We start from the raw sequence: 22,866 nt of genomic DNA, 5'->3' as shown, positions 1-22,866 counted from the left end.
TTGGTTGGTTTGGTTAATTAAAAAATCCCGACAACTCATTGCAAAGCCATCGGGATTTGATTTTATATATTATAGTCCCGCAATGTGAACTGATAAATCAATTAATTTACTTGAATATCCATACTCATTGTCGTACCAAGAAACCAATTTGAAGAACGTTGAATTTAAACCAATTCCAGCAGTTGCATCAACGATTGAAGTTCTTTTGTCTGAAATAAAATCTTGAGATACCACAGCATCTTCTGTATATCCTAAAATACCTTTCATTTCGTTTTCAGAAGCTTTTTTCAATACTGCCATAATTTCTTCATACGAAGTTTCTTTAGCTACTTTAACCGTTAAATCTACCACAGAAACGTCGGCAGTAGGAACACGGAAAGACATTCCAGTTAATTTTCCATTCAACTCAGGAATTACTTTACCCACCGCTTTTGCAGCACCAGTTGATGATGGAATGATATTAATTGCAGCTGCACGTCCACCTCTCCAATCTTTTCTTGAGGGTCCATCGGCTGTCATTTGTGTAGAGGTTGTAGCGTGAACCGTTGTCATTAACCCTTCTACAATTCCGAAATTATCGTGAATAACTTTAGCTAAAGGCGCTAAACAGTTGGTAGTACAAGAAGCATTGGAAACTACCAAATCAGTAGCTTTTGCTGTTAAGTGATTCACTCCCATTACAAACATCGGAGCATCTGCAGATGGAGCCGAAATGATTACTTTTTTAGCACCACCTTTAATGTGTTCGTTTGCTGTTTCAATTGTTGTAAAAATACCAGTACATTCAGCAACTACATCAACATCTACTTCATTCCATTTCAAATCTGCAGGATTTCTTTCAGCTGTGATACGAATATTTCTACCGTTAACGTATAATTTTCCTTCTTTTACTTCAACGGTTCCATTGAAACGACCGTGAACAGAATCGTATTTTAATAAATAAGCTAAGTGATCAACGTCTAATAAATCGTTGATAGCTACAACTTCTACGTTATCTCTGTTAAATGTTTCTCTAAAAACAATTCTTCCAATTCTTCCGAATCCGTTGATTCCTAATTTTACTTTTGACATTTTTTTTAAAGCTTTAGGCACTAAGCATTATGCTGTATGCCGATTAGTATTATTTTATTTTTGTGTTAGCTTAAAGCATCGAGCCTAAAGCAAGTTTCAATATTAAGTGGTCATTATATCCGATACGCGCAACAATTCTCTATCAATTTCAGAATGTCCTTTTATGGCTTGTTCCAGTGGTGTTAATGTCACTTTATCGCTTAACATTCCAACCATATAATTGGATTTTCCTTCCAAAATAGATTCCACGGCTTTAACCCCTAACCTACTAGCAAGAACTCTGTCGAAACATGACGGTGACCCACCGCGTTGCATGTGACCTAAAACGGATACGCGAATGTCGTATTCTGGAAAATTTTCTTCGATATAATCTTTCAATTCGAATACATTTTTACCAATTTTATCGCCTTCTGCAATGACAACGATACTAGACGATTTTCCCGAAGCTTTACTTCTTCGCAATGAGTCTAGAAGACGCTCCAATCCCATATCCTCTTCTGGAATGAGAATTTCTTCAGCTCCAGCGCCAATGCCGGCGTTAAGAGCGATATGACCCGCATCGCGACCCATAACTTCCACTAAGAAAAGTCGGTTATGTGAACTGGCAGTATCACGAATTTTATCGATACATTCTACTACTGTATTTAGAGCAGTATCAAAGCCTAACGTATGGCTGGTACCAAATATATCATTATCAATGGTTCCAGGGATTCCCATTACTGGATAACCAAATTCATTATTAAAAACTTCTGCTCCAGTAAAAGACCCATCACCACCAATCACTACTAAAGCATCTATTCCGGCAGCCACCAAATTTTCATGGGCTTTTTTACGACCTTCTATGGTCATGAATTCTTTAGATCGAGCCGATTTTAAAATTGTACCACCTTTGTTTACAATATTGTTTACCGAACGTGGTCCCATTTCTTTAAAATCACCTTCAATCATTCCTTGATAACCTCTGTAAATTCCAACGCACTCAATATTATAGTAAGCGCATGTACGAACCACAGAACGAATAGCTGCATTCATTCCAGGCGAATCTCCACCTGATGTAAGGACACCTATTTTTTTTATCGTTTTTGACATATTTTTATGTTTTAAAATGTAAATTTAGCAAAGAATACCCATACAAAATGCGATATAATTACACATATCATAAATTTGATAAAATTCAATCGTTTTCGTTGATAAGTTTTAAGTTATTGGGTATAAAAAAAAAGAATATGATAAAAAAAACCTGAATTACTCATCTTCAGGTTTTCCTTCTTTATTATTTTGTGTTTTGTCTTCGGGTTTCTTTTTCTTCTTTTTATCAGAATCCATTTTGATGTGTTCTGGTAACAAAGAATTATCATCCACTACTTCAGATTGTTTTTCTACTGTATCAATAACTTTCTTTTTGAAAATTTTGTTAATCAATTCTTTAAAAGTATCAAAATCAACTTCATAGGAAACTCCAGCACCTTGTGTATATCCAATTCCTTGACCAATATAATTGATATCATTTTCTCTATTAAATACGCGTAAGTTTAGTGTTCCGTCTTCATTTACACGATATTGTGCTTCAAAATTTCCAACAATAGCCGTTTCAGAAACACCGCCAGTTGGCACACCCACTCTACCATTAATCGTAATTCGATCGTTGATTTGTGTGGTAACCGTGGCAACAACTCTACCGGCTTCTGTTGGACTTAATGCTGTTTTGTTTGCGGCCGAATAGGTAACGTCGAAGTTGATCTTTCCTCCTTCATCATTAAATAAATCGCCAAATAAAGCACCTGCTTTTTCGTAGAAACTATTAGCTACTTGCGATTGACTCAATCCTTCTGGACTTAAAAAACCACCTGTTGACAATAAATACAAGGCTTGTTTTTGACGGGTATCACTATCGGCCAATTTAGTTTCGATTTCCGATTTCATTACCGAACTCACATTTGGAAAATTGATATTAAAATCGGGTTCCGGATTGGTAATGGTACCTTTTAATCCGATAATAACTTCAACCGGAATCTTTTTATTAAACGAAGCATTGTCAACTAAAACCGCTGGGTTTGCCATAATATTTTTGGATACTGCTTCTAAGTTTAAGGTCGCATTGTATGGATTTCCGGTCCAAACAATAGAACCAAATTTTTTCACATCAAACTTTTTATCAATTAATCCACCATATTTAAAATTGTAAGAACCTTCCCAAACCGTAAAGTCACCATACATTTCAAATTTCCCTAAAGTATTGATATTCATATTCAACGTTCCACGACCTTTCCCTTTCATTCCATGTCCCGATTCTCTATTTAAAATGACTTCAATACTGGCATCAGTGGTTATGTCAAACTCAAAATTCATTTGTAGACCGTTATAGTTTCTAATAAATTCGGCGTCTTTACTTACTTTACCTTCTTTTTCAGCTTTAGTTAAAAAATGAATGTAATTGTTTTCACTAACCGCTTCGGCATCATTTATAGGAATTTTAATATCAGTGCCTTTAGCTGACTTAGCATTTACATTTATTTCCAAACCACTCGTAGGTCCTTTGATAGTTGCATCTCCATTAATATAGGCTGTTCCAAAATAAGCCACATCGTCATGGTCTTGAGTATTTAATGCCAAAATTCGATCGGAATCAATGGCTAAATCCAACTCCCAATCACCAAATTGTTTATGTTTGATAAATCCTTGAATATTACCTTCTGTATTGAATTTGGTATCAATAACTTTTGTCTTTTGAATAATAAATTTATTTTGTGTGACATCAACGATCGAATGCTGTTTGATTTTATAATCGACATTCAAATAGGGAATGGTAACTCCAGCATCGTCAACAAACAATCGACCGTTGTAATCGATATCATTTACATTTCCAGACAATCTGGCGTTTCCAGAAACAGACCCTCTAATATTGGAAAGCACTTCGCCTCCCAAATTACTCAACACTCCTAAATTAAATTTTTGGAAATTCAAATTGAGGTCTATTAAAGTTTCGCCTTTGACAATCTCTAAATCACCATCGGCTGTAAAGGATTTAAAATTCTCATTTTCAATTTTAGAAACAATACCAAACCTTGAAAAATCATCATTTCCTTTGATGTCTAAATTCAGATTACCTAACAAATTATCATTGATGTGAAGATCTTTAATTTCTAATTCCGCAGTTGGTTGATAAACCGTGTTGTTTTGTTTTAAGAAAACTTCTCCATTCAAATTTCCCTCAAACTTGAATTGTTTCACATCAGGTGTCACTTTATTAAGATTTACATCATTAAAAGTCAACTGAAGGTCTTTATTAGACTTTCCGTCGATAAAACCTTTTAACAATACGGATTGATTTTCGTGTGAAACAATCAAATCGTCAAAAGTGAAATGTTTAAAATCTTTATCAAAAATAATTTTATTTTTATCGTTTTCTTCTTTATTAATGTACCAAAGGTAATCCTTAAACATCATTTCTGATTGGCTAAACCCGATGATATTTTGATTGTTTACATCAATAGTGTGGTACATATTTAAGTTGTAAAAATCTCCGCCTTTTTCACCGCCTTTAAACTCTGCTCTAAAAGACAACGTATCTTTAGACGTAGCATTAATCAGAGAAAAGTCTCTTACTTTGTAGTATTTCGTTTTAATACTATCCAGTTGAACATAGGTATTGTATAACGGATTCTTGTTGTCAATTTCCAGTTGAACTTTATCCAAATGAACGTCAAAAGCATCTATCGTTTTTGAGGTAAATTTCAGTTTAAAATCATTGTTATCGCCTTTTATAGTTCCGTTAACAACAGCATCTTTATTAAAGGATACTTTTGGATTTAGAATTTCAATTATTTCATTAAAATCGGAAAAACTAAATTTTAAATACTGTCCTTTTTTTAACACATTGGGTTTGTAGTTGGTGTACAAACTTCCTAAGGAATTCTGAATCATTTTCTGAATCTGACTGAACTCAAATTTTCCTTGAATTTTACCATTAATCTGATTCTGTGAGTATAATGAAATCGTATGTTCTAAATTACCATCAAAACTTGAATTAACCGTCAAACTATCAAAGAAGTATATGTCTTTGGAATTTTGGTACGATGCATTAGAAACAACAATATCGCCTTTCATATTATTAATCGAACTGCCCGAAAGTTTCATTACCACATCACCTTTAAAAACAGCTACATCATCGTTTATAAAATTTAGCTTTTTTAGATTCGCATAATCAACTTTGGCATGAAAATCATAAACACTTTCTTTCTTACTTAAGTCAATAATACCATCGAAATCAAAGAACAAATTAGGATCATTAACATTAATTTTCCCTTTAAAAATTGGTTTTTTGAAGCTTCCATCGGCTAAAATGTTTTTATAAGTATATCCATTATAAGTAACACTACTCACTTCGCCTGAAAATTTGGTATCCAAATATTTCTCGATAAAACCTTTTCCGTCAACGTCTACATTTAAACTAGTTTTTCCAACATCTTTCCGATTTAAAAAAGTTCCTAAATCGAAATCATCCAAAATAATATTCCCAACATAAGTAGCATTATCAATATTATCGATATTGGTCATTACGAGTTTTGAGGTAACATTACCCAACTTAGTTTGTAAATTAAAATCGGCGTCAATTGACCTCGTAGTTATTTCTGCATCACCTTTTAAAGTAAATTGACCAAGTTTTTTTAGAGATGAAGGCAGTTTTTTTCCTAATACGTTGGGTAAAAGAGTCGTTAGATTTTCATAATTGGATGTCACTTTCTTGAACGATCCTTTCATGTAAAAAGCTCCTTGTCCTTTTTTTGCAAAAAGATTTTTAAAATTGACATTACCCACAATTTCAGAGTTTTTGGTATCTTTTAATCGCAATCTTTTGGCCGTAAAATTGTTTAAAGTGCCGTCAATTTTACCGTGCAAATCAAACGATTGGTTTTTGCCAATTTCTTTGTAGAAATACCAAATATCATTGGAAGAAATTTTTGCGGAATTTGTAGTTACATCAAAAATTACTTTGTTATTAAAGTCTTTAAAATCTTTTCGATTGTATTTTAAAATAACAGCTCCCTTGAAGTTGGATTCGGCGGTTTTAAAATTAAGTTGCTCTAATCGGATGTTCTTTTTGGTATACGTGAATTTGGATTGTAAGTCTTCAACAAACAAACCTCTGTGATCCAAAAAAGACATTTCTTCAATGTTCGTGTAGACATTTGGACCTTTTATTTTGAAATTGGTAAGAACTGCGTTTAATTTGGTAAAATCTACATCTAAAGGAACTTCACGATTATAATCAATCTCTCTGAAGCGACAGTCTTTTAATGTAATTTTATCAGACGTCATTCTAAATTTACCAGAAGCTGGCTTTCCATCATCAAAGGCGGCTACAAACTTATCAAGGTTGGTGTCTTTATCTCCTTTGTAGGTCTTTACATTTAAAGTCAATTCATCGGCTGTCATTTTACCGAAAATCAAACTCCCATTCAGAAGTTTTTTAGTATCTAAAACACTGGTTACAATTCGTTTAGCAAAAATTAAAGTGTCTTTTTTTTCGTCTTTAACCAAAACCTTTTTCAACTGAACTCCTCCAAAAATATTAACTTCAACTTGATCCACATAAATATCAGTTCCGAAATCTTTATTGAGTTTTTCCGTTATATAATGAGCGATTTTGGTTTGAACAACAGGTAGTGAAAGTGCAATTCCAAGCGTCAGTATGAGCACTAACAAAAACAGAAAAGTTCTTAAAACAATTTTTCTGACTTTCTTGAAACGTGTATTTTCTTTTTTTTCTTTCAAAATTTTATTCGGTGTAGATAAGAAACCTCTAAATTGGTTACTTTTGTAATCGTTGTAAAAATAATCGTTTTATAACGGTTAATCAAATATAATTCAAAAATTGTGCCCAATGCCTAACAATGATGTTTTTATTTTAGCAATTGAAAGTTCGTGCGACGATACTGCTGCAGCTGTTTTAAAAAATGATGTAGTATTGTCTAATGTAGTTGCTGGTCAAAAAATACACGAAGAATATGGCGGTGTTGTTCCAGAATTAGCTTCAAGAGCACACCAACAAAATATTGTACCAGTGATAGATAGCGCTTTAAAAAGAGCTAATGTTAACCCAAGTCAATTGTCTGCCATTGCTTTCACTCAAGGACCAGGATTAATGGGTTCTTTGTTAGTAGGAACCTCTTTTGCCAAATCATTATCAATGGCTTTAGGAATTCCTTTAATTGCTGTAAATCACATGCACGCACACATTTTAGCGCATTTCATTGATGAAGAAGGATTTGACAAACCCGATTTTCCTTTTTTAGCCCTAACCATTTCGGGAGGCCATACTCAAATTGTAAAAGTAAACAGTTTCTTTTCGATGGAAATTATAGGTGAAACTACCGATGATGCTGTGGGAGAGGCTTTTGATAAATCAGCAAAAATAATGGGACTTCCCTATCCTGGCGGGCCTTTAATTGATAAATTTGCTAAAGAAGGAAATCCAAAAAGGTTTGCGTTTACCAAACCCAAAGTACCTGGTTTGAATTTTAGCTTTTCGGGTTTAAAAACACAAATTCTGTATTTCATTCAGAAAAATGTAGCTGAAAATCCAAATTTTATTGAAGAAAATAAAGCCGATATTTGTGCGTCTATTCAACACACCATCATAGAAATTTTGATGGAAAAATTGAAAATGGCTGTAGCCGAAACAGGTATTAAGCAAATTGCAATTGGTGGAGGTGTTTCTGCAAATTCAGGAATACGATCGACTTTGAAAGAAGCCGAAGGCAAGTATGGCTGGAAAACTTTTGTACCGAAGTTTGAATATACCACCGACAACGCTGCTATGATTGGCATTGTTGGCTATCAAAAGTTTTTGGAAAATAAATTTAATGATGCTGGAGTAGTTTCTAAGGCACGAATCGAATTTTAATATGCAATTGTTCTACAACCCATCCATTTCAGAAACTGAAAAATTGTTTGTTTTTGACAAAGAAGAAAGCAAACACATCATTAAAGTATTACGAAAAAAAGAAGGCGATATTTTATTTGTAACTAATGGTTTAGGAATATTATTTAAAACAGAAATTGCTTTAGCATCAGATTCAAAATGTACTGTAAATATTCTTTCATTTGAAAAACAAGAACCTTCGAAGTATCATTTGCATTTAGCGGTTGCGCCAACCAAAATGAACGAACGCTACGAGTGGTTTTTGGAAAAAGCTACCGAAATAGGAATTCAAGAAATCACACCTATTATTTGTGAACATTCGGAACGAAAAGTGATTAAAACCGACCGATTTCAAAAGATTATTGAATCGGCCATGAAGCAATCGTTGCATTATTACATGCCCAAATTAAATGAACCAATACTTTTTAAAGATTTTATAAAAAAAGATTTTTCTAGTCAAAAATTCATTGCGCATTGTGAAGAAACCGATAAAAAATCATTAAAAAAAGAAATTGTAGCTGAAAAAGATATTTTAATTTTGATTGGTCCCGAAGGCGACTTTTCTGTTAAAGAAATTCAAATGGCATTGGACAATACATTTATTCCAGTATCTTTGGGAGAAACAAGATTAAGAACCGAAACAGCAGCTATAGTGGCGTGTCACAGCGTAGTTCTATTAAACCAATAATTCATGAAGAAGATTTTCTTTTTATTTTTTATTGCCCTAATCAACGTTTCCTTTGCACAAAAACAAACCTTGTTTCTTGACAAAAATCTTGATGATGTAATCAAACTATCTAGAATTGAAAAGAAACCAATTGTGGTAATGTATTACGCCACATGGTGCGTTCATTGTAACAAAATGAAAAATGAAGTTTTTACTGATGTGGATGTAGTAAATTATTACACCACCAATTACATTTGTATGGCAGTGGATGCTGAATCACCAGAAGGGACCAATTTAAAAAATAGATTTCAAACAAAATTTAAAGTAAAATCATACCCAACTTTCACTTTTATAGACAGCGATGAAACTTTATTGAGTTGTATTTCTGGTGAGTTTAAAAAAGAAGATTTTATTAACGAAGGTAAAAATGCATTGATTCCTCAAAATCAATTCAACACTATCAAAAATAACTTTAATGCCGATGTATCTAATGCCGATAATTGCTTAAAATTCATCACAACAGCCAGAAAAGCTGGTTTTGATGCTACTCCAATAACTCAAAAATATCTTAAAACAAAAACCAATGAAGAATGGTTCAGTGAATTAAATTGGAGAATCATGGCCAACGGTATTAACGATATTGAAGCGGATGAAATCAAATATATTGCAGCCCATCAAGCTGAATTTGCTAAGGTCTCTTCTCCTACTCGAGTTGAGAAAAAATTAGTTTTTGTGGCTTCCGATAATTTAAAAACCTTAGCCGAATTAGGTGATACCATCGATTATTACAAAAAAAGATCAATTGCTGAATCGTTTAAAATTAGAAAAGTTGATTCGCTGTTATTTCGATATGATTTAGTGATTACTGAACGTGTTTCGAGTTGGAAAAAATACGAGTCAACCGCACAAAACAACGTTGAAAAATTTGTTTGGAAAGATTCCAATACTTTAATTGAAATTAGTTCAAACTTTTTGAATTTTATCACCGATAAAAAAGCTCTTGAAAGTGCTGTGAATTGGACTAAACAAGCCTTGTCTTTGGGAGAATCATTGGAAAAATACAAATTGATTTCTAAACTATATTTAAAACTTAAAGACTACAACAACGCTTTAGAATATGCTGAAAAAGGAAAAACAACAGCAATTAATTTTGGTTGGAAAACGGATGAAATGGAGCAACTAATCACTGAAATAAAATCAAAAAGATAATGAAAATCAAATTTATAATACTACTCGTTTTATTCGTTTCAGCACATTGTCTTTCACAAGAAATTGCACTTTTAAAATACAATGGCGGTGGTGATTGGTATGCAAATCCGACTTCATTACCCAATTTGATTAAATTCAGTAATCAAAATATCAATACGACTATAAACAATAAACCAGCTACGGTAGAACCTGGAAGTCCTGATATATTTTCCTATCCCTTTGTTCACGCTACCGGACATGGAAACATTGTTTTTAGTGATGCCGAAATACAAAATCTAAGAAATTACATGATGTCTGGTGGCTTTATGCATTTTGATGATAATTATGGTTTAGACGAATACCTACGCAGAGAAATAAAACGACTATTTCCCAACAACGATTTGGTTGAAATTCCAGCCAATCACCCTATATTTCAAAAACCTTACAGTTTTCCTGGTGGATTACCAAAAATACATGAACACGATGGAAAACGTCCTCAAGCATTTGGAATTTTTATTGAAAATAGATTGGTACTATTATATACTTTTGAATGTGATTTAGGCGATGGTTGGGAAGATCCAGAAGTACATAATGACCCTAAAGAAGTTAGAGAAAAAGCACTAAAAATGGGTGCTAATATTTTGAATTATATCTTCAATAACTAAATCGATTTAACATTGTATTGATTTTTTTGTTAACAACAAAATAAAATAGTTCAATATTTTACATTTTTTTTATTAATTTAGTGGCTTAACCAAACCAATTAATTATGAAAAAAATCCTTCTTTCAGCAGCATTAGTAATGATGCTATTCTCATGTCAAAATGAAGATTCTGCAAAAAACAACACCCCTGGAAATAACAACTCGGTAACCAGACAGTGTGCGTCACAAGAAGTCTTAGAACGTCAATTACAAGAAGATCCAACTCTTGCTTTACGAATGAATAAAATCGAAGAAATGACGGAAGATTTTGCCCGAAATAAAGCAAACTACCGATTGGTGAATGGTAAAATTGAAATTCCAGTTGTAGTAAATGTTTTATATAAAACTGCGGCAGAAAACATCTCATTAACTCAAATTCAATCTCAAATTGATGTTCTTAATAAAGATTTTAATGCTTTAAATTCAGATTACAGTCAAGTTCCTGCATTATTTTCTGGTGTAAAAGCCAACGTAGGAATTTCATTTGTATTAGATCAAGTAATACGAAAATCTACAACCAAAACCTCTTGGGGAACTAGAGACGCTATGAAAAAAGCCAATCAAGGCGGACTTGCACCTACATCACCAACTACAAAATTAAATTTGTGGTGTTGTACAATTGGTGGTGGAATACTTGGTTATGCACAATTCCCTGGTGGTTCTTCTGCAACTGATGGCGTAGTTATAGATTCTAAATATTTTGGCCTTTCTGGAACAGCAAACTATCCTTATAACTTAGGAAGAACCGCTACTCACGAAGTTGGACATTGGTTAAATTTACGTCACATTTGGGGTGATGCAACTTGTGGAAACGACTTAGTAGCCGATACTCCAACTCATGACAGTGCGAACTTTGGAGTACCTGCTTACCCACACTACAGTACCTGTTCTGGAACTCCAGTAGAAATGACAATGAACTATATGGATTATACCGATGATCGTGGTATGTACATGTTTACATTAGGCCAAAAATCAAGAATTGACGCCTTGTTCGTTTCAGGTGGTGCAAGAGTTTCTTTTGCTCAACCATAATAATTTTAAATTAAATCTATAATCCCATTCATTAATTTGAATGGGATTTTTTATACATTTACTTGATAAATTTATGCTATGGTAACATCAAAAATACTGGCTAACGGAATTTTAAGATCAATAGGAATTCTAGCACTCATTGGTCTATTATTGTATTTCATCTATTTAATTCAGACTGTAATTATATACCTAATAATTGCGGTGATTTTCTCCATGATAGCCAATCCGATAGTGGAATTTTTAAGAAAAAAACTTAAATTTTCAAATACCTTAGCGGTAGCCACAACCATGGGATTATTTCTACTGTTGATTATCGGTTTAATCATGTTATTTGTACCTTTAATTACTTCTCAAAGTACTAATTTATCATTGTTAGACACCAAATCGATTGAGGCTCGCTGTGTTGAACTGTACAACAAACTAGACATCTACCTCAGTAAACACAATATTGATATCGCTAAAATTGGAAAAGAATCGGATATAACTTCTAAATTAAATTTCAACTTTTTAACCGATTTTTTCAACTCAATCATAGGAACGATTAGCAGTCTTGGAATTGGTTTAGTAACCGTATTCTTTATCAGTTTCTTTTTTCTAAAAGACAAAGTACAATTCATCATTGGAATGAAAAAAATTCTTCCTGACGAACATGAAGATCAAATATTAAATTCCGTTGAAAAAACCCGCTTATTATTAACCCGATATTTTATTGGATTACTCATTCAATTAACGATTATAACCATTTTATATTTAATTGTTTTGTTGATTTTTGGAGTTGAAAACGCCATCGTAATTGCCTTTTTATGTGGGTTACTCAACATTATTCCTTACATAGGACCATTTATTGCTTCCATTTTAGCAGGTATTTTGACGATGTTAAGCAATATTGGAAGTGACTTTCAAACAGTAGTTTTACCCTCAACTCTTTATGTTATTATTGGTTTTTTTATCGTTCAACTGATCGATAATAATGTATCATCACCTATTATATTTTCAAAAAGTGTGAATTCACATCCGCTGGAAATATTTTTAGTAATTTTAATTATAGGAATATTATTTGGAATCACAGGAATGATTATTGCCGTGCCACTTTATACCATTTTGAAAGTAATTGGAAAAGAATTTTTCCCTGAAAATAAAATCATCAAAATCTTAACCAAAAACATCTAATTAGTAGCAATAGAAATGGATTTTAATGAAATTTTAAAACCTGAAATTCAACGATATATTCAAGAAAAATCAGGTGAGGATACTACAAAATTAGCCTTGCAAAAAAATCCATTTCCAGAAATAGATTTTAAAATTATTTTAAACCAAATTGAAGCTCGAAGTAAGAGCAAAAACAAACTTTCAACTTGGTTCCACTCAAAAAACATCATTTATCCTAGTAAAATTTCGGTAGAACAAACTTCTTCTGAAATTACAGCTGACTATAAATCAACGATTGTTTCAGGGAATAGTCTCATTGATTTGTCGGGAGGATTTGGGGTTGACGATTTTTACTTTTCTAAAAAAGTGAATACTGTGATACACTGCGAAATTAACGCTGATTTGTCTAAAATTGTTAGTCATAATTTTGAGCAGTTGAATGCAAAAAATATCGTTTGTATAACAGGTGATAGTGAGTTGATTCTTAAAGAATTACATCGAAATTTTGATTGGATGTATATTGATCCGTCTAGAAGAAACGACGCTAAAGGAAAGGTATTTATGTTGAAAGATTGTTTGCCTAACGTTCCTGATTTACAAGATTTTTACCATACTTTTTCAAAAAATATTTTAATTAAAACTGCTCCAATACTAGATATTGCAGCTGGTTTGAGCGAATTGAAAAATGTGAAAGCAATACATATTATTGCGGTTGCCAATGAGGTGAAAGAATTGTTATGGGAAATTGAGTACGGTTTTGAAAATTCTCCCATAATTAAAACGGTAAATCTTAGTAATAATAACATGCAAAAATTCGATTTTGAAATATCTACCAATCATCAATCGACGTATGATTTACCCAAAAAATACCTTTATGAACCCAATAGCGCCATAATGAAGTCGGGCGGTTTTAACGAAGTGGCATTGCAATTTTCATTAGATAAATTACACCACCATTCGCATTTATATACTGCAAATCAAATCATCGAATTTCCTGGTCGTGTCTTTGAAATTCAAAAAATAGTTGAATACTCTAAGAAAGAAATGACGACTAATTTTTTGAACAAACAATTCAACATAACCACACGAAATTTCCCGGAAACCGTTGATACTATTCGCAAAAAATGGAAAATTAAAGACGGTGGAAATCACTATTGTTTTTTCACAACAAATCTAAATGACCAGAAAATTGTGTTAATTTGCACCAAAATAAATCATTCATGAAACAAATAATTGCTGTTACTCTATTCCTTTTACTTTCATTAAGCACATTTGCTCAAAAAGATTGTACCTACAGTACCAATGTAAAAGACAGTTTGGGAAGTTACAAATCAACTAAAGATTATGTAGTCTACGAACGCGTATTTGGAAACAATCAAACGACAATTTTCTTTTCGTTAATTAATGCCGATGGATTGCTTTCGCTGAATGTTCAAATGGTACAAAAAAGTAAGGATTTTATTCCGGCGAAATGTTTCGATAAAAATTCGAAGATTTATTTCCAGTTAAACAACGGTAAAGTAGTAACACTGCTGGGAATTGACCAAGAAAGTTGTGGAAATGCAGTGCGAAATGAAGAGGTAAACAATCGTATTTTGGGTGGTTATTTTTTGTTTATGAAAGATACTTTTGAAGAGTTAAAAAAATCACCTATTTCATTCATACGAATCAAATTTACTGGAGAAACGGTAGATTATATCACCAAATCAGAATTGGTTTCAGAAATTGACAAAAACACTTATACCCCAGACCAATACTTTTTGGATTATCTAAAATGCGTGGAATAATTTAGTTACAATCCCATTTAAAATTAGCCAGCTTGTCTTTGTAACTGTCCATTAAATTGTAATGCCACCACTCAGAATCAAACGATTTGAAATGATGTTTGAGCATAATTTCTTTCAAATAGGCTCTGTTTTTTCTGATTTTTCTTGGTAAATTTTGATAGTTATGACTGGCTTCCGGACCGAAAAAATCAAACGAAGTACCCATTTCTAATTCATTTCCGTCTTGATCGACTATCGTAATATCAACAGCACCGCCTCTATTGTGTATAGACCCTTTTTTAGGATCGGCAACATAATCGGCATTCGGAACAATTTCCCACATTTTCTTCTGAATATCAATCGGACGATAACAATCAAAGAGTTTAATGCGGTACCCTTTTTCTTGAAATTCTGCATTTGCTTCAACTAAATCCTTGATGGTTTTTAATCTCAAATAACATTCATCACAATCGTAGACTTTCTTTTTAAGAAAATTGTCCTCTGTAGCATACTTCATATCAAAAATAAAATCGCTACTAAAATCTTTTAGTTTTACAAAAGTAGTATCGTTAATCCCTTCATACATTGCAATGGACTTCCCTTTCAAATAATTATTTTTAATCATTTCCGTTTTAGTAATAGAAGCCCCAGTAGATTTACAACCCACGATGATTAGGAATAGAAAAAATACAACGGAATATTTTAGTGAAGTCATGTCTTAAAAAATTTCAGTACAAGGTAAGAATTTTTTAAAAACAAAAAAACCCTCTTTTTCAAGAAGGTTTGCAATGTGATCCCATCAGGATTCGAACCTGAGACCTACTGCTTAGAAGGCTAAAAAATAGGAAACGGATTACGCTTAAAACATTAGGCTTTTTAGTTATTCTAAAAATTATAAGTAAAAAATGAGTAAATAAGAAGCACAAGTTTTAAAAATGAGTAAAGTGATTTTTGAAATTAAAAAAGATTTTTTAACATTAATATCTAAAATAAATCTATTATATTTTGTATAATTTAGCAGTAAAATACATTTTATTAAACGATTTACTTTGATTAAGATGGATTATTATATATAAAATAAAAATACTATAAACACACATAAATGGAAATTGACTTAAAACTTATTTTTTCGCTTATAGCTATTATTATATCCGCAGTAACAATTATTATTACTAAAAAGAATTTAAAAAAACAATTACGACTTATCAAACTAGAAGAAATATTAGAAATATTACACTTTCTGAATGGTTATTATTCTAACTTATTTATGCTTTTTAATGACACTGAAAAACGTAATGAAATATTATTAAGTGATGAAAAACTTCCCGAATATCTGCAGGAACTACCGATGTATCGTAAAGGATTTATTGAAAAAGTTGATAGAGAGATTATTATAAACAAAATATCGCGATTAAAAATTTTATCTAACTCATATCTTCCAAACTCAAGGAATTTAAAAAACAAAATTTATATTATTTCTGATATTTACTACAGTATGTACCAATATGTATATACTAATGGCGAGATACCTACAAAACAAGAAGACGCAATTATTCCAAAGCGAACGGAAATGGAAAGATTTATAAGAAATCTTGAAGATAGTTTAATTAAAGAGATGGATTTAGGTTATAAAAATATTGACTTGGAATCAAGAGATAAATATTTTAAAAATCATTTTAAAGAAGATTTGCGAAAAAAATAATGTGGCTACAGTTAAAAACTTTAATAAGAATCTAGAATATAACTTATTCTGTTAGCTAGTTTCGTGTAAATACCTTTCTTTCTAATAATGTAAATTAATCAAATGTTATATATATTTGACGATATTTAAAAGTTGTGTGCAATATTAAAACCTCTGCAAATGGAAGACAATACGATAAAATTATTAGAACAAATTAATAAATCTCTAATAGAAATAAATGCTCGAGAGAAAACTAACGAAATGTTGGCTGAAACTGACAAATTATTTGATAAGTCAGATAGAAGAGTAGAAAATGCTCTCAACCAGATTCAAAACACATTCGACAGAATTCATGACAAAGTATTTAATTTCAACAATATTTTAATTGGTGCATTTTTAGTTCTCGGAACATTTCCAAGTGACGCCCCACACACGAAACTTTGGACAATAGTTTTCCCAATAGTAAATATGGTATTTTTGATTTATATTGATTATAGACAAATGGAAATTCACAGGTTTGTGGCTGGAGAGCAAGAATGGACAAATAGCGAAAGAAAAGAATATGGAAATAAAATCAGAAAACAAACTCAACTTTCATTATTTGCTCTTTTTCTTTCATTAGCATGTTTGATTTATCTTATTACAAAAGTGGTTTAATAAATACTGCACACAACAGCCGTTTGCACCAATGGCGTGGCTTGGGCTTTTCGGAAAACGGAAGTGAATATCTTTTTTCTTTCAATCAAGTTTTTTCTTTCTAACTTTTCGGTATATTTGTTTTCGTCAGTGAGCGAAAACCGCCACTCGGCGCAAGCGACAGAACGTTAGCGGCAAGCTTAAACCCCAATTCTGCATACAAAATCTGCTATGCTAAATAATATCAATTATGGAGATTGTATTTTTATTATTTGTTCTTTTAGGATTCCTAACATTTAAAAATTGGATTTTTGAAATTGGTCGAAAACAGCGTCGAGATTATTACAGAAATATTTATTTAAAATCTGAAGCATGGCAACGTAAACGCTATGTAGTAATGAAAAGAGACAATTGGCGTTGCGTATATTGTGGTGAAAAAGCCACTGAAGTTCATCACAAAAGATATGCTAAATATAATATTGGAAAAGAACCTATCGATTGGTTGGTTTCTATTTGTAAAGTTTGTCACGAAAAGCAACACAGATAATAAAGCCTGCCGCTAACAGCCGTTTGCGCCAATGGCGTGGCTCGGGATTTATTAGAATGCGGAAGTGATTATCTTTTTTCTTTCAATCACGTTTTTTCTTTCTAACTTTTCGGTATATTTGTTATCGTCAGTGTCGAAAACCGCCACTGGCGCAAGCGACAGAACGTTAGCAACAATTTCATGAATCCGCCGAAACTTAATAAAAACTAATGATACAAACATTTTTAATTTCTTTTGAGTCATTCAAAAAAAATGAACACAGAAATATAATAAGTTTTGTTTTCATTTTTACAAGTATTTCTATTATTACATTATTAAAATATCATCTCAAAAGTGAAAATGAATTGAGTATTTTACTTAATAATATATTTCAATTTTCTGGAATTTTTTCAGCATTATTAATAACATTTATTATCTCAAAAATTTTTCAAATTAGACAAGAAAAATTGGATAGATTACGTGAGATTATTGTTCTCTCAAATAAGGTTACTGACTTTAGAAGAATAGCACAAATTTTAATTGACACTCACGCATTTTGGAATTCATCAATGAGAAGTATAATGGACAGAAAGTATAAACAACTAACTTATTTTCATTTGCATATTGATTATTCTCCAAAAAAACCTAAAAAATTAATTAATGATTTTTATGAAGAAACAGAAATTCCTGGGGCAAGTTTTTATCTAGCTCTAAAAAGCTTATTGTTAAGTGAGAGAAAATCATTTCAACTTGAACTTTATGACGAATACGACTATAATATTGTCTATCCTTTTAAAATGATTTCAAAATGGGTTGGAGCTTCATCAGCAAATTGTTTCTTCTATTATTTAGACCATAAATGGCACTCCTATAAAAATTCGTTCAATTTTGAAAGTTTAAGTAAAATTGATGAAAAAAAAATAGTTTCATTGTGTAAAAAAATTAATGAGAACAAATACAAAAAATCAAAATTTAGTAAAGAATTATTAGTTGAAATTGGTAATGATTTTGAATCACTTATCTTTCCAAGATTATATCAATTAACATATCACAATGAAAATGGAATACCTATTACATTAATTTTTCTAATCCGTATCTTAATTTCGACAATGATTTTTGGAGTTTTGATTCCATTAATACTCAGTGCTATAAAAACAAATTTAAACTTTATGATAATTACTTCAAGTATATCAATAGTTATTCTTTGTTTGAGCATAATATACTTTGTGTTAAACTTCAAAAAAATTCTTGAAAATGAAATTTATATTACACGAGAAAATGTATAAATAAGTACTACAGCTAACAGCCGTTTCAAGAAATGGCGAAAAAATGTGCAAAATTCACATTTTTCTTTCGCAAGTTTTTTTACCTTAGTGGAAAATTAAGCGGTCACGAAGTTCGCCACTTCTTGAAGCCGCGAAACGTTAGTGGCAAGTTGCCAATTGATTTAAAAATTTGAATATATGGATTTAGAAAAATCGTTACTTAAGGAAATAGATTTAAAAAGAACAGAGTTTAAAACAGAAAGTTATCCAATGTCAATTGGAGAACTATTAAATTTATATGAAAAAGGAGAAATAATTATAAATCCTGATTTTCAACGGTATTTCAGATGGACAGACGTTCAAAAATCAAGATTAATTGAATCAATTCTTTTGGGAATTCCAGTTCCGTCAATATTCATATTTCAAAGATTAGATGGGATTTGGGAAGTAGTAGATGGCCTACAAAGAATTTCAACTTTAATACAATTTATGGGAGATTTGCCCGAAGTTGAAGATATTCCAAAAAAAGGAAGATTAAAACTACAAGCCACAAAATATCTACCTAGTTTAGAGGGATTTGTTTGGGATAAAAAAACTGCAGATGATAAGGAATTACCTTCTCCATTAAAACTATTTATTAAAAGAGCTAAACTAAATTTTTCGATCATTTTAAGTGATGCTGGTCAAAATGCCAAATATGATATTTTCCAAAGATTAAATACTGGTGGAACATACGCTTCTGACCAAGAAGTTCGAAATAGTGTTATGATAATGATAAATAAACCAACTTTTACTTGGTTTAAAAAGCTATCTTCAAATTCTGATTTTTTAGAAACTATTTCACTTTCAGATAGATTATCAGATGAGCAATATCCGATGGAATTAGTATTGCGACACATAGCTTTAGTTTACTATGAATATTCCCAAAAAAACGAATTAAGTGATTTTTTTGACGATATAGTTGAAAAAATCTTGAATGACGATGAATTCCCATATGAAGATATTGAAAATAGATTTAATGAAACTTTTAATTTTTTAAATAGTTTATTGGGAGAATCTGTATTTAAACGATTTGATGGAGAAAATTTCAAAGGAAAATTTTTAGAATCAGCGTTTGAAGCAATTTCTGTTGGAGTTGCTAAAAATAAAGATAATTATGTATTACCGCAGGATAATCAATTAATAATTGATAAGATTAAAAAATTACATACAGAAGAAGTTTTTCGAAAATACACTGGCTCTGGTTCAAATGCTAAAACTAGAATTCCAAAAATCATTCCTTTCGCAAAAGATTTTTTTAAAAAATAATGGCAAAGGATTTATACACATATGATAGTTTGTCAAGAAAATTAGATGAAGAATTTGCTTGGAGGAGAAAAGAATTGACCATCTTAAAAAGCAAAATTCCTTTAGAAAAGAATTCATTACAATCAGCTATGTTAAGATCCGCAGTCCCATTTCTTTACGCACATTGGGAAGGATTTGTAAAATTAACCATGTCATTTTATTTAGAATATGTTTCAAAAAAATATTTAAAACATGATGAACTAAAAAGTTCATTTATTGCGCTTTCACTTCAAAACAAATTAGGAGATGCCAACAATAATAATATTGAATTTAGAACAAAAATTATTGATTTTATTTTAAATGATTACCACAAACAATCAAACATTCCAAAGAAGAATATAATTAATACTAAATCTAATCTAAGATTTGATGTGCTAAAAGAAATATTATTTATTTTAGATTTGGAGGATTCCCATATAGATTCTCAAAAAGATTTGATAAATGACCTAGTTGACCAAAGAAATCATATAGCACATGGTGAATTAAGACTAATTGATTATCCAACATATGAAAGCTTTTTTAATGACATTATTGCATTGATGGAATACTTAAAAACTATGATAGAAAATAATGCTGTCCAACAAAAATATAAAAATACCAATGCCTAACAGCGGTTTATAACAATTATCCAAAGCATTGAATTTATAGTTTTTAAAATTAAAAACATCAATAAGTACAACAAGGTTTAAGATATTACTTTTCCTTTAATTGTCGTATTTCTTCTTCTAATTTTTCTATATATTTTCTCTGATTTTCTAAAAAATACTCGGGAATTGAATAAAAATTATTTGTCCCCAAATAATTTCCAGTTGAATTATCTCTAAAAATAAATACATTATTTTCCTCTGCCTCAAAAATTTCCTCAACTGGTACATCTAAAATCTTTGATATTTTATCCCATTCATCATTATTAATCTTAATATTTCCTTTTTCTCTTCTGTTATAATTAGAAACATCAATACATAAATAGTCTGCAACCTGTTGTTGAGTAATACCTTTTCTAGTTCTAGCTTGAATTAATTTTAATTTTTCCATATTCATTGTTGTATATTGCGAAAATATGCAAAAAAAATGCAACAAATTGTTTACATCATTTATTATTTTTCTTTCTATATTTGTTTTATAATTATTTTTCTTACATTAGTGAAATAATTCATGAATTTTAGTTAACAAATATTAATTAAACACTTTTTAAAAAATTATGGAAAAATTAAAAAATTTAGGTAGCTCTCTCTCGAGAGATGAAATGAGAAATGTTGTAGGTGGTATATCAGCAGGTTTTCATACTTGTTTTTATAATCCAGATTGTAATTATCAATCACCTACGGGTACTCCATGTAATGATGGTACGCTTCCTACATGTCGTAAAGCATTTTGTACCACGACTGAAAATTTAACTTCAACAGACTGGGTGTGGGGTTGTGGAATTGGTTAATTCTATAAATTAACATAAATTATTTTTAATAGGAACATAAAAAAATATGATAAAAAACCACACAATTATTAAATGTACTAAAAATATTATATTTTTATTAATAATATGCTCTTTATTAAGTTATAAATTAATAACTAACTCTAAGCAATACGTTAAAAATAATATTGTAATTGATTTAATTCATAAGGAATTTGATGAAGATTTTTTCATAGATAGTGATTTTTACTATTCTACAATTAAATTAAGTAGTTTCAATTATTATCCTAAATATACACAATATTTAGAACAAAATTACAAAGGTATTCCTCAGAATGATTCTGTTTCATTCTACTATTCTTTAAATGATCGTTTTTTTCAATCTGAACTATATAGGTTAGGAGATTTAAGAAAAGATGTTGAGGATTGGTACCTATCGCACAAAGATATTGACACATTAAATTTATCTAAAGTTAAGTTGAAATCTACAGTAATTATTGTTAATGGTTTTTATAAAAACAAACAATTTATGATTGCAGATGTAAATAGAAACAAAGATTTTAGTGATGATATTAAGTATGAGTATGATATTAATTTTAGATATAATCCATATGAAAATATAGATTTATTAAACAAGCAAGCTGTATCAGACTATACATACGAGGATTGCTATAAGGGGAAAATTCAAAAATACAATAGACGATTTATACTGTTTCCTGACAGAGATAATCGTTACTCAATATCTAATACAATTAATCCTGAAAAAGAAAGAGAATATTTTTCTATATTAAAATTTAGAGATTATTGGAAAGGAGAAAAAACCATAGATAATAATGAAATCGAATTTATATATCACGGTTATTCAAATCATTATGGAATTTTATATGTAAAACCTAAAAATGTACCTTATAAAGTTAGTGCTAGTTTTGATTCTCAATATTTGCACAAATATTATTCAAATAATAAAATAGATGATACAATATCAATCAACGATAGTAAATATATGATTGACAGCATAAGTAGTGATATTTCAAAAATATATTTAAGAAATGTTGGCAAAAAAAATCATTTTGGGCACGAGGTTGGTAATTATATAAGTAATATTGAATTAAAAAACTTAAAAGGTAACACACTTAAAATCAAATCTATAATTAAACAAAAAGAATATACTTTAATCGATTTTTGGGGTACTTGGTGCGGTCCATGTGTAGCTATGACTCCAAAACTTAAAGAAATTAAAAAGAAATTTTCTAAAAACTTAAATATTATTAGTATTGCAGTTGACGATGACAAGAAAAAAGTTGAAAGTTATATAAAAAAAAATAATTTAGATTGGGAGATGATACAAATTCCAAAATTTAAAAACTGGAATAATCCAGTAATAAAGAATCTAGACATTAAATTTTATCCTACTTTCATTTTAATTGATTCAAATGGTAAAATAATTTCAAGAGATGATGCAAATACTTTTGACGAAATGATTAAAAAAATAAAATAGT

At 30.6% G+C, this 22,866-nt stretch carries 21 protein-coding genes; 16 read left to right on the top strand and 5 right to left on the bottom strand.

Features of this window, described 5'->3' with window-relative positions:
- Positions 1-69: 69 nt before the first annotated feature.
- The 3 genes from gap to ACODSI_RS00575 form a co-directional block, all read right to left on the bottom strand.
- Positions 70-1,071, bottom strand: a complete 1,002-nt coding sequence (gene gap, locus ACODSI_RS00585; protein WP_488914889.1) for a type I glyceraldehyde-3-phosphate dehydrogenase — start codon at positions 1,069-1,071, stop codon at positions 70-72.
- Between the two features lie 102 nt (positions 1,072-1,173).
- A complete protein-coding gene (gene pfkA, locus ACODSI_RS00580) occupies positions 1,174-2,160 on the bottom strand; it encodes a 6-phosphofructokinase (RefSeq protein ID WP_488914888.1) in 987 nt (328 codons plus the stop codon).
- Between the two features lie 156 nt (positions 2,161-2,316).
- Positions 2,317-6,846 carry a translocation/assembly module TamB domain-containing protein gene (locus ACODSI_RS00575; protein ID WP_488914887.1) on the bottom strand — a complete coding sequence of 1,510 codons (4,530 nt, stop codon included), beginning with the start codon at positions 6,844-6,846 and terminating at the stop codon, positions 2,317-2,319.
- A gap of 109 nt (positions 6,847-6,955) precedes the next feature.
- Here ACODSI_RS00575 and tsaD point away from each other — a divergent pair, with 109 nt between their 5' ends.
- The 8 genes from tsaD to ACODSI_RS00535 all read left to right on the top strand — a co-directional run bounded on the left by tsaD (position 6,956) and on the right by ACODSI_RS00535 (position 14,522).
- Positions 6,956-7,978 carry a tRNA (adenosine(37)-N6)-threonylcarbamoyltransferase complex transferase subunit TsaD gene (tsaD, locus tag ACODSI_RS00570; RefSeq protein WP_488914886.1) on the top strand — a complete coding sequence of 341 codons (1,023 nt, stop codon included), beginning with the start codon at positions 6,956-6,958 and terminating at the stop codon, positions 7,976-7,978.
- A gap of 1 nt (position 7,979) precedes the next feature.
- Positions 7,980-8,684, top strand: a complete 705-nt coding sequence (locus ACODSI_RS00565) for a 16S rRNA (uracil(1498)-N(3))-methyltransferase (RefSeq protein WP_488914885.1) — start codon at positions 7,980-7,982, stop codon at positions 8,682-8,684.
- Positions 8,685-8,687: 3 nt separating this feature from the next.
- Positions 8,688-9,872, top strand: a complete 1,185-nt coding sequence (locus tag ACODSI_RS00560) for a thioredoxin family protein (protein WP_488914884.1) — start codon at positions 8,688-8,690, stop codon at positions 9,870-9,872.
- Entirely contained in the window at positions 9,872-10,516 is a 645-nt protein-coding gene (locus ACODSI_RS00555) for a DUF4159 domain-containing protein (RefSeq protein WP_488914883.1), read from the top strand. The genes ACODSI_RS00560 and ACODSI_RS00555 overlap by 1 nt, the downstream gene beginning before the upstream one ends.
- Positions 10,517-10,620: 104 nt before the next feature.
- The gene (locus ACODSI_RS00550) at positions 10,621-11,586 is read left to right on the top strand and encodes a zinc metalloprotease (RefSeq protein WP_488914882.1); all 966 of its coding nucleotides are present in this window, start codon (positions 10,621-10,623) and stop codon (positions 11,584-11,586) included.
- A gap of 78 nt (positions 11,587-11,664) precedes the next feature.
- Positions 11,665-12,756, top strand: coding sequence for an AI-2E family transporter (locus tag ACODSI_RS00545; RefSeq protein WP_488914881.1), 1,092 nt, complete (start codon positions 11,665-11,667; stop codon positions 12,754-12,756).
- A 15-nt stretch (positions 12,757-12,771) separates the two neighbouring features.
- A complete protein-coding gene (locus ACODSI_RS00540) occupies positions 12,772-13,959 on the top strand; it encodes a THUMP-like domain-containing protein (protein ID WP_488914880.1) in 1,188 nt (395 codons plus the stop codon).
- On the top strand, positions 13,956-14,522 hold the full coding sequence (locus ACODSI_RS00535) for a hypothetical protein (RefSeq protein ID WP_488914879.1): 567 nt from the start codon (positions 13,956-13,958) through the stop codon (positions 14,520-14,522). Before ACODSI_RS00540 ends, ACODSI_RS00535 begins: the two co-directional genes overlap by 4 nt.
- Before the next feature lies 1 nt (position 14,523).
- Here ACODSI_RS00535 and ACODSI_RS00530 read toward each other — a convergent pair whose 3' ends face one another.
- Positions 14,524-15,216, bottom strand: a complete 693-nt coding sequence (locus ACODSI_RS00530) for a M15 family metallopeptidase (protein WP_488914878.1) — start codon at positions 15,214-15,216, stop codon at positions 14,524-14,526.
- Positions 15,217-15,603: 387 nt separating this feature from the next.
- Between ACODSI_RS00530 and ACODSI_RS00525 the strand changes: the two genes are divergently transcribed.
- The 6 genes from ACODSI_RS00525 to ACODSI_RS00500 all read left to right on the top strand — a co-directional run bounded on the left by ACODSI_RS00525 (position 15,604) and on the right by ACODSI_RS00500 (position 20,564).
- Positions 15,604-16,203 carry a hypothetical protein gene (locus ACODSI_RS00525; RefSeq protein WP_488914877.1) on the top strand — a complete coding sequence of 200 codons (600 nt, stop codon included), beginning with the start codon at positions 15,604-15,606 and terminating at the stop codon, positions 16,201-16,203.
- A gap of 159 nt (positions 16,204-16,362) precedes the next feature.
- Entirely contained in the window at positions 16,363-16,839 is a 477-nt protein-coding gene (locus ACODSI_RS00520) for a hypothetical protein (protein ID WP_488914876.1), read from the top strand.
- A 229-nt stretch (positions 16,840-17,068) separates the two neighbouring features.
- Positions 17,069-17,365: an HNH endonuclease gene (locus tag ACODSI_RS00515; protein ID WP_488914875.1), complete on the top strand. Its 297-nt coding sequence runs from the start codon at positions 17,069-17,071 to the stop codon at positions 17,363-17,365.
- Between the two features lie 209 nt (positions 17,366-17,574).
- Positions 17,575-18,630 (top strand): hypothetical protein, encoded by a 1,056-nt coding sequence (locus tag ACODSI_RS00510; protein WP_488914874.1) that lies wholly within the window; start codon positions 17,575-17,577, stop codon positions 18,628-18,630.
- A gap of 177 nt (positions 18,631-18,807) precedes the next feature.
- Positions 18,808-19,917 carry a GmrSD restriction endonuclease domain-containing protein gene (locus tag ACODSI_RS00505; protein ID WP_488914873.1) on the top strand — a complete coding sequence of 370 codons (1,110 nt, stop codon included), beginning with the start codon at positions 18,808-18,810 and terminating at the stop codon, positions 19,915-19,917.
- Positions 19,917-20,564 carry an MAE_28990/MAE_18760 family HEPN-like nuclease gene (locus tag ACODSI_RS00500; RefSeq protein ID WP_488914872.1) on the top strand — a complete coding sequence of 216 codons (648 nt, stop codon included), beginning with the start codon at positions 19,917-19,919 and terminating at the stop codon, positions 20,562-20,564. Before ACODSI_RS00505 ends, ACODSI_RS00500 begins: the two co-directional genes overlap by 1 nt.
- Before the next feature lie 85 nt (positions 20,565-20,649).
- Here ACODSI_RS00500 and ACODSI_RS00495 read toward each other — a convergent pair whose 3' ends face one another.
- Positions 20,650-20,991 (bottom strand): helix-turn-helix transcriptional regulator, encoded by a 342-nt coding sequence (locus ACODSI_RS00495; protein ID WP_488914871.1) that lies wholly within the window; start codon positions 20,989-20,991, stop codon positions 20,650-20,652.
- A 166-nt stretch (positions 20,992-21,157) separates the two neighbouring features.
- On the opposite strand from ACODSI_RS00495, the gene ACODSI_RS00490 reads away from it, so the two are divergent.
- Both ACODSI_RS00490 and ACODSI_RS00485 read left to right on the top strand, forming a co-directional pair.
- Entirely contained in the window at positions 21,158-21,391 is a 234-nt protein-coding gene (locus ACODSI_RS00490; protein WP_488914870.1) for a hypothetical protein, read from the top strand.
- Between the two features lie 46 nt (positions 21,392-21,437).
- Positions 21,438-22,865 (top strand): TlpA family protein disulfide reductase, encoded by a 1,428-nt coding sequence (locus tag ACODSI_RS00485; protein WP_488914869.1) that lies wholly within the window; start codon positions 21,438-21,440, stop codon positions 22,863-22,865.
- Position 22,866 lies beyond the last annotated feature (1 nt).

Source organism: Flavobacterium sp. FG139 (assembly GCF_057809695.1).
Note: the sequence above shows the minus strand (reverse complement) of the source record. Positions and strands in the feature narration are given on the sequence as shown.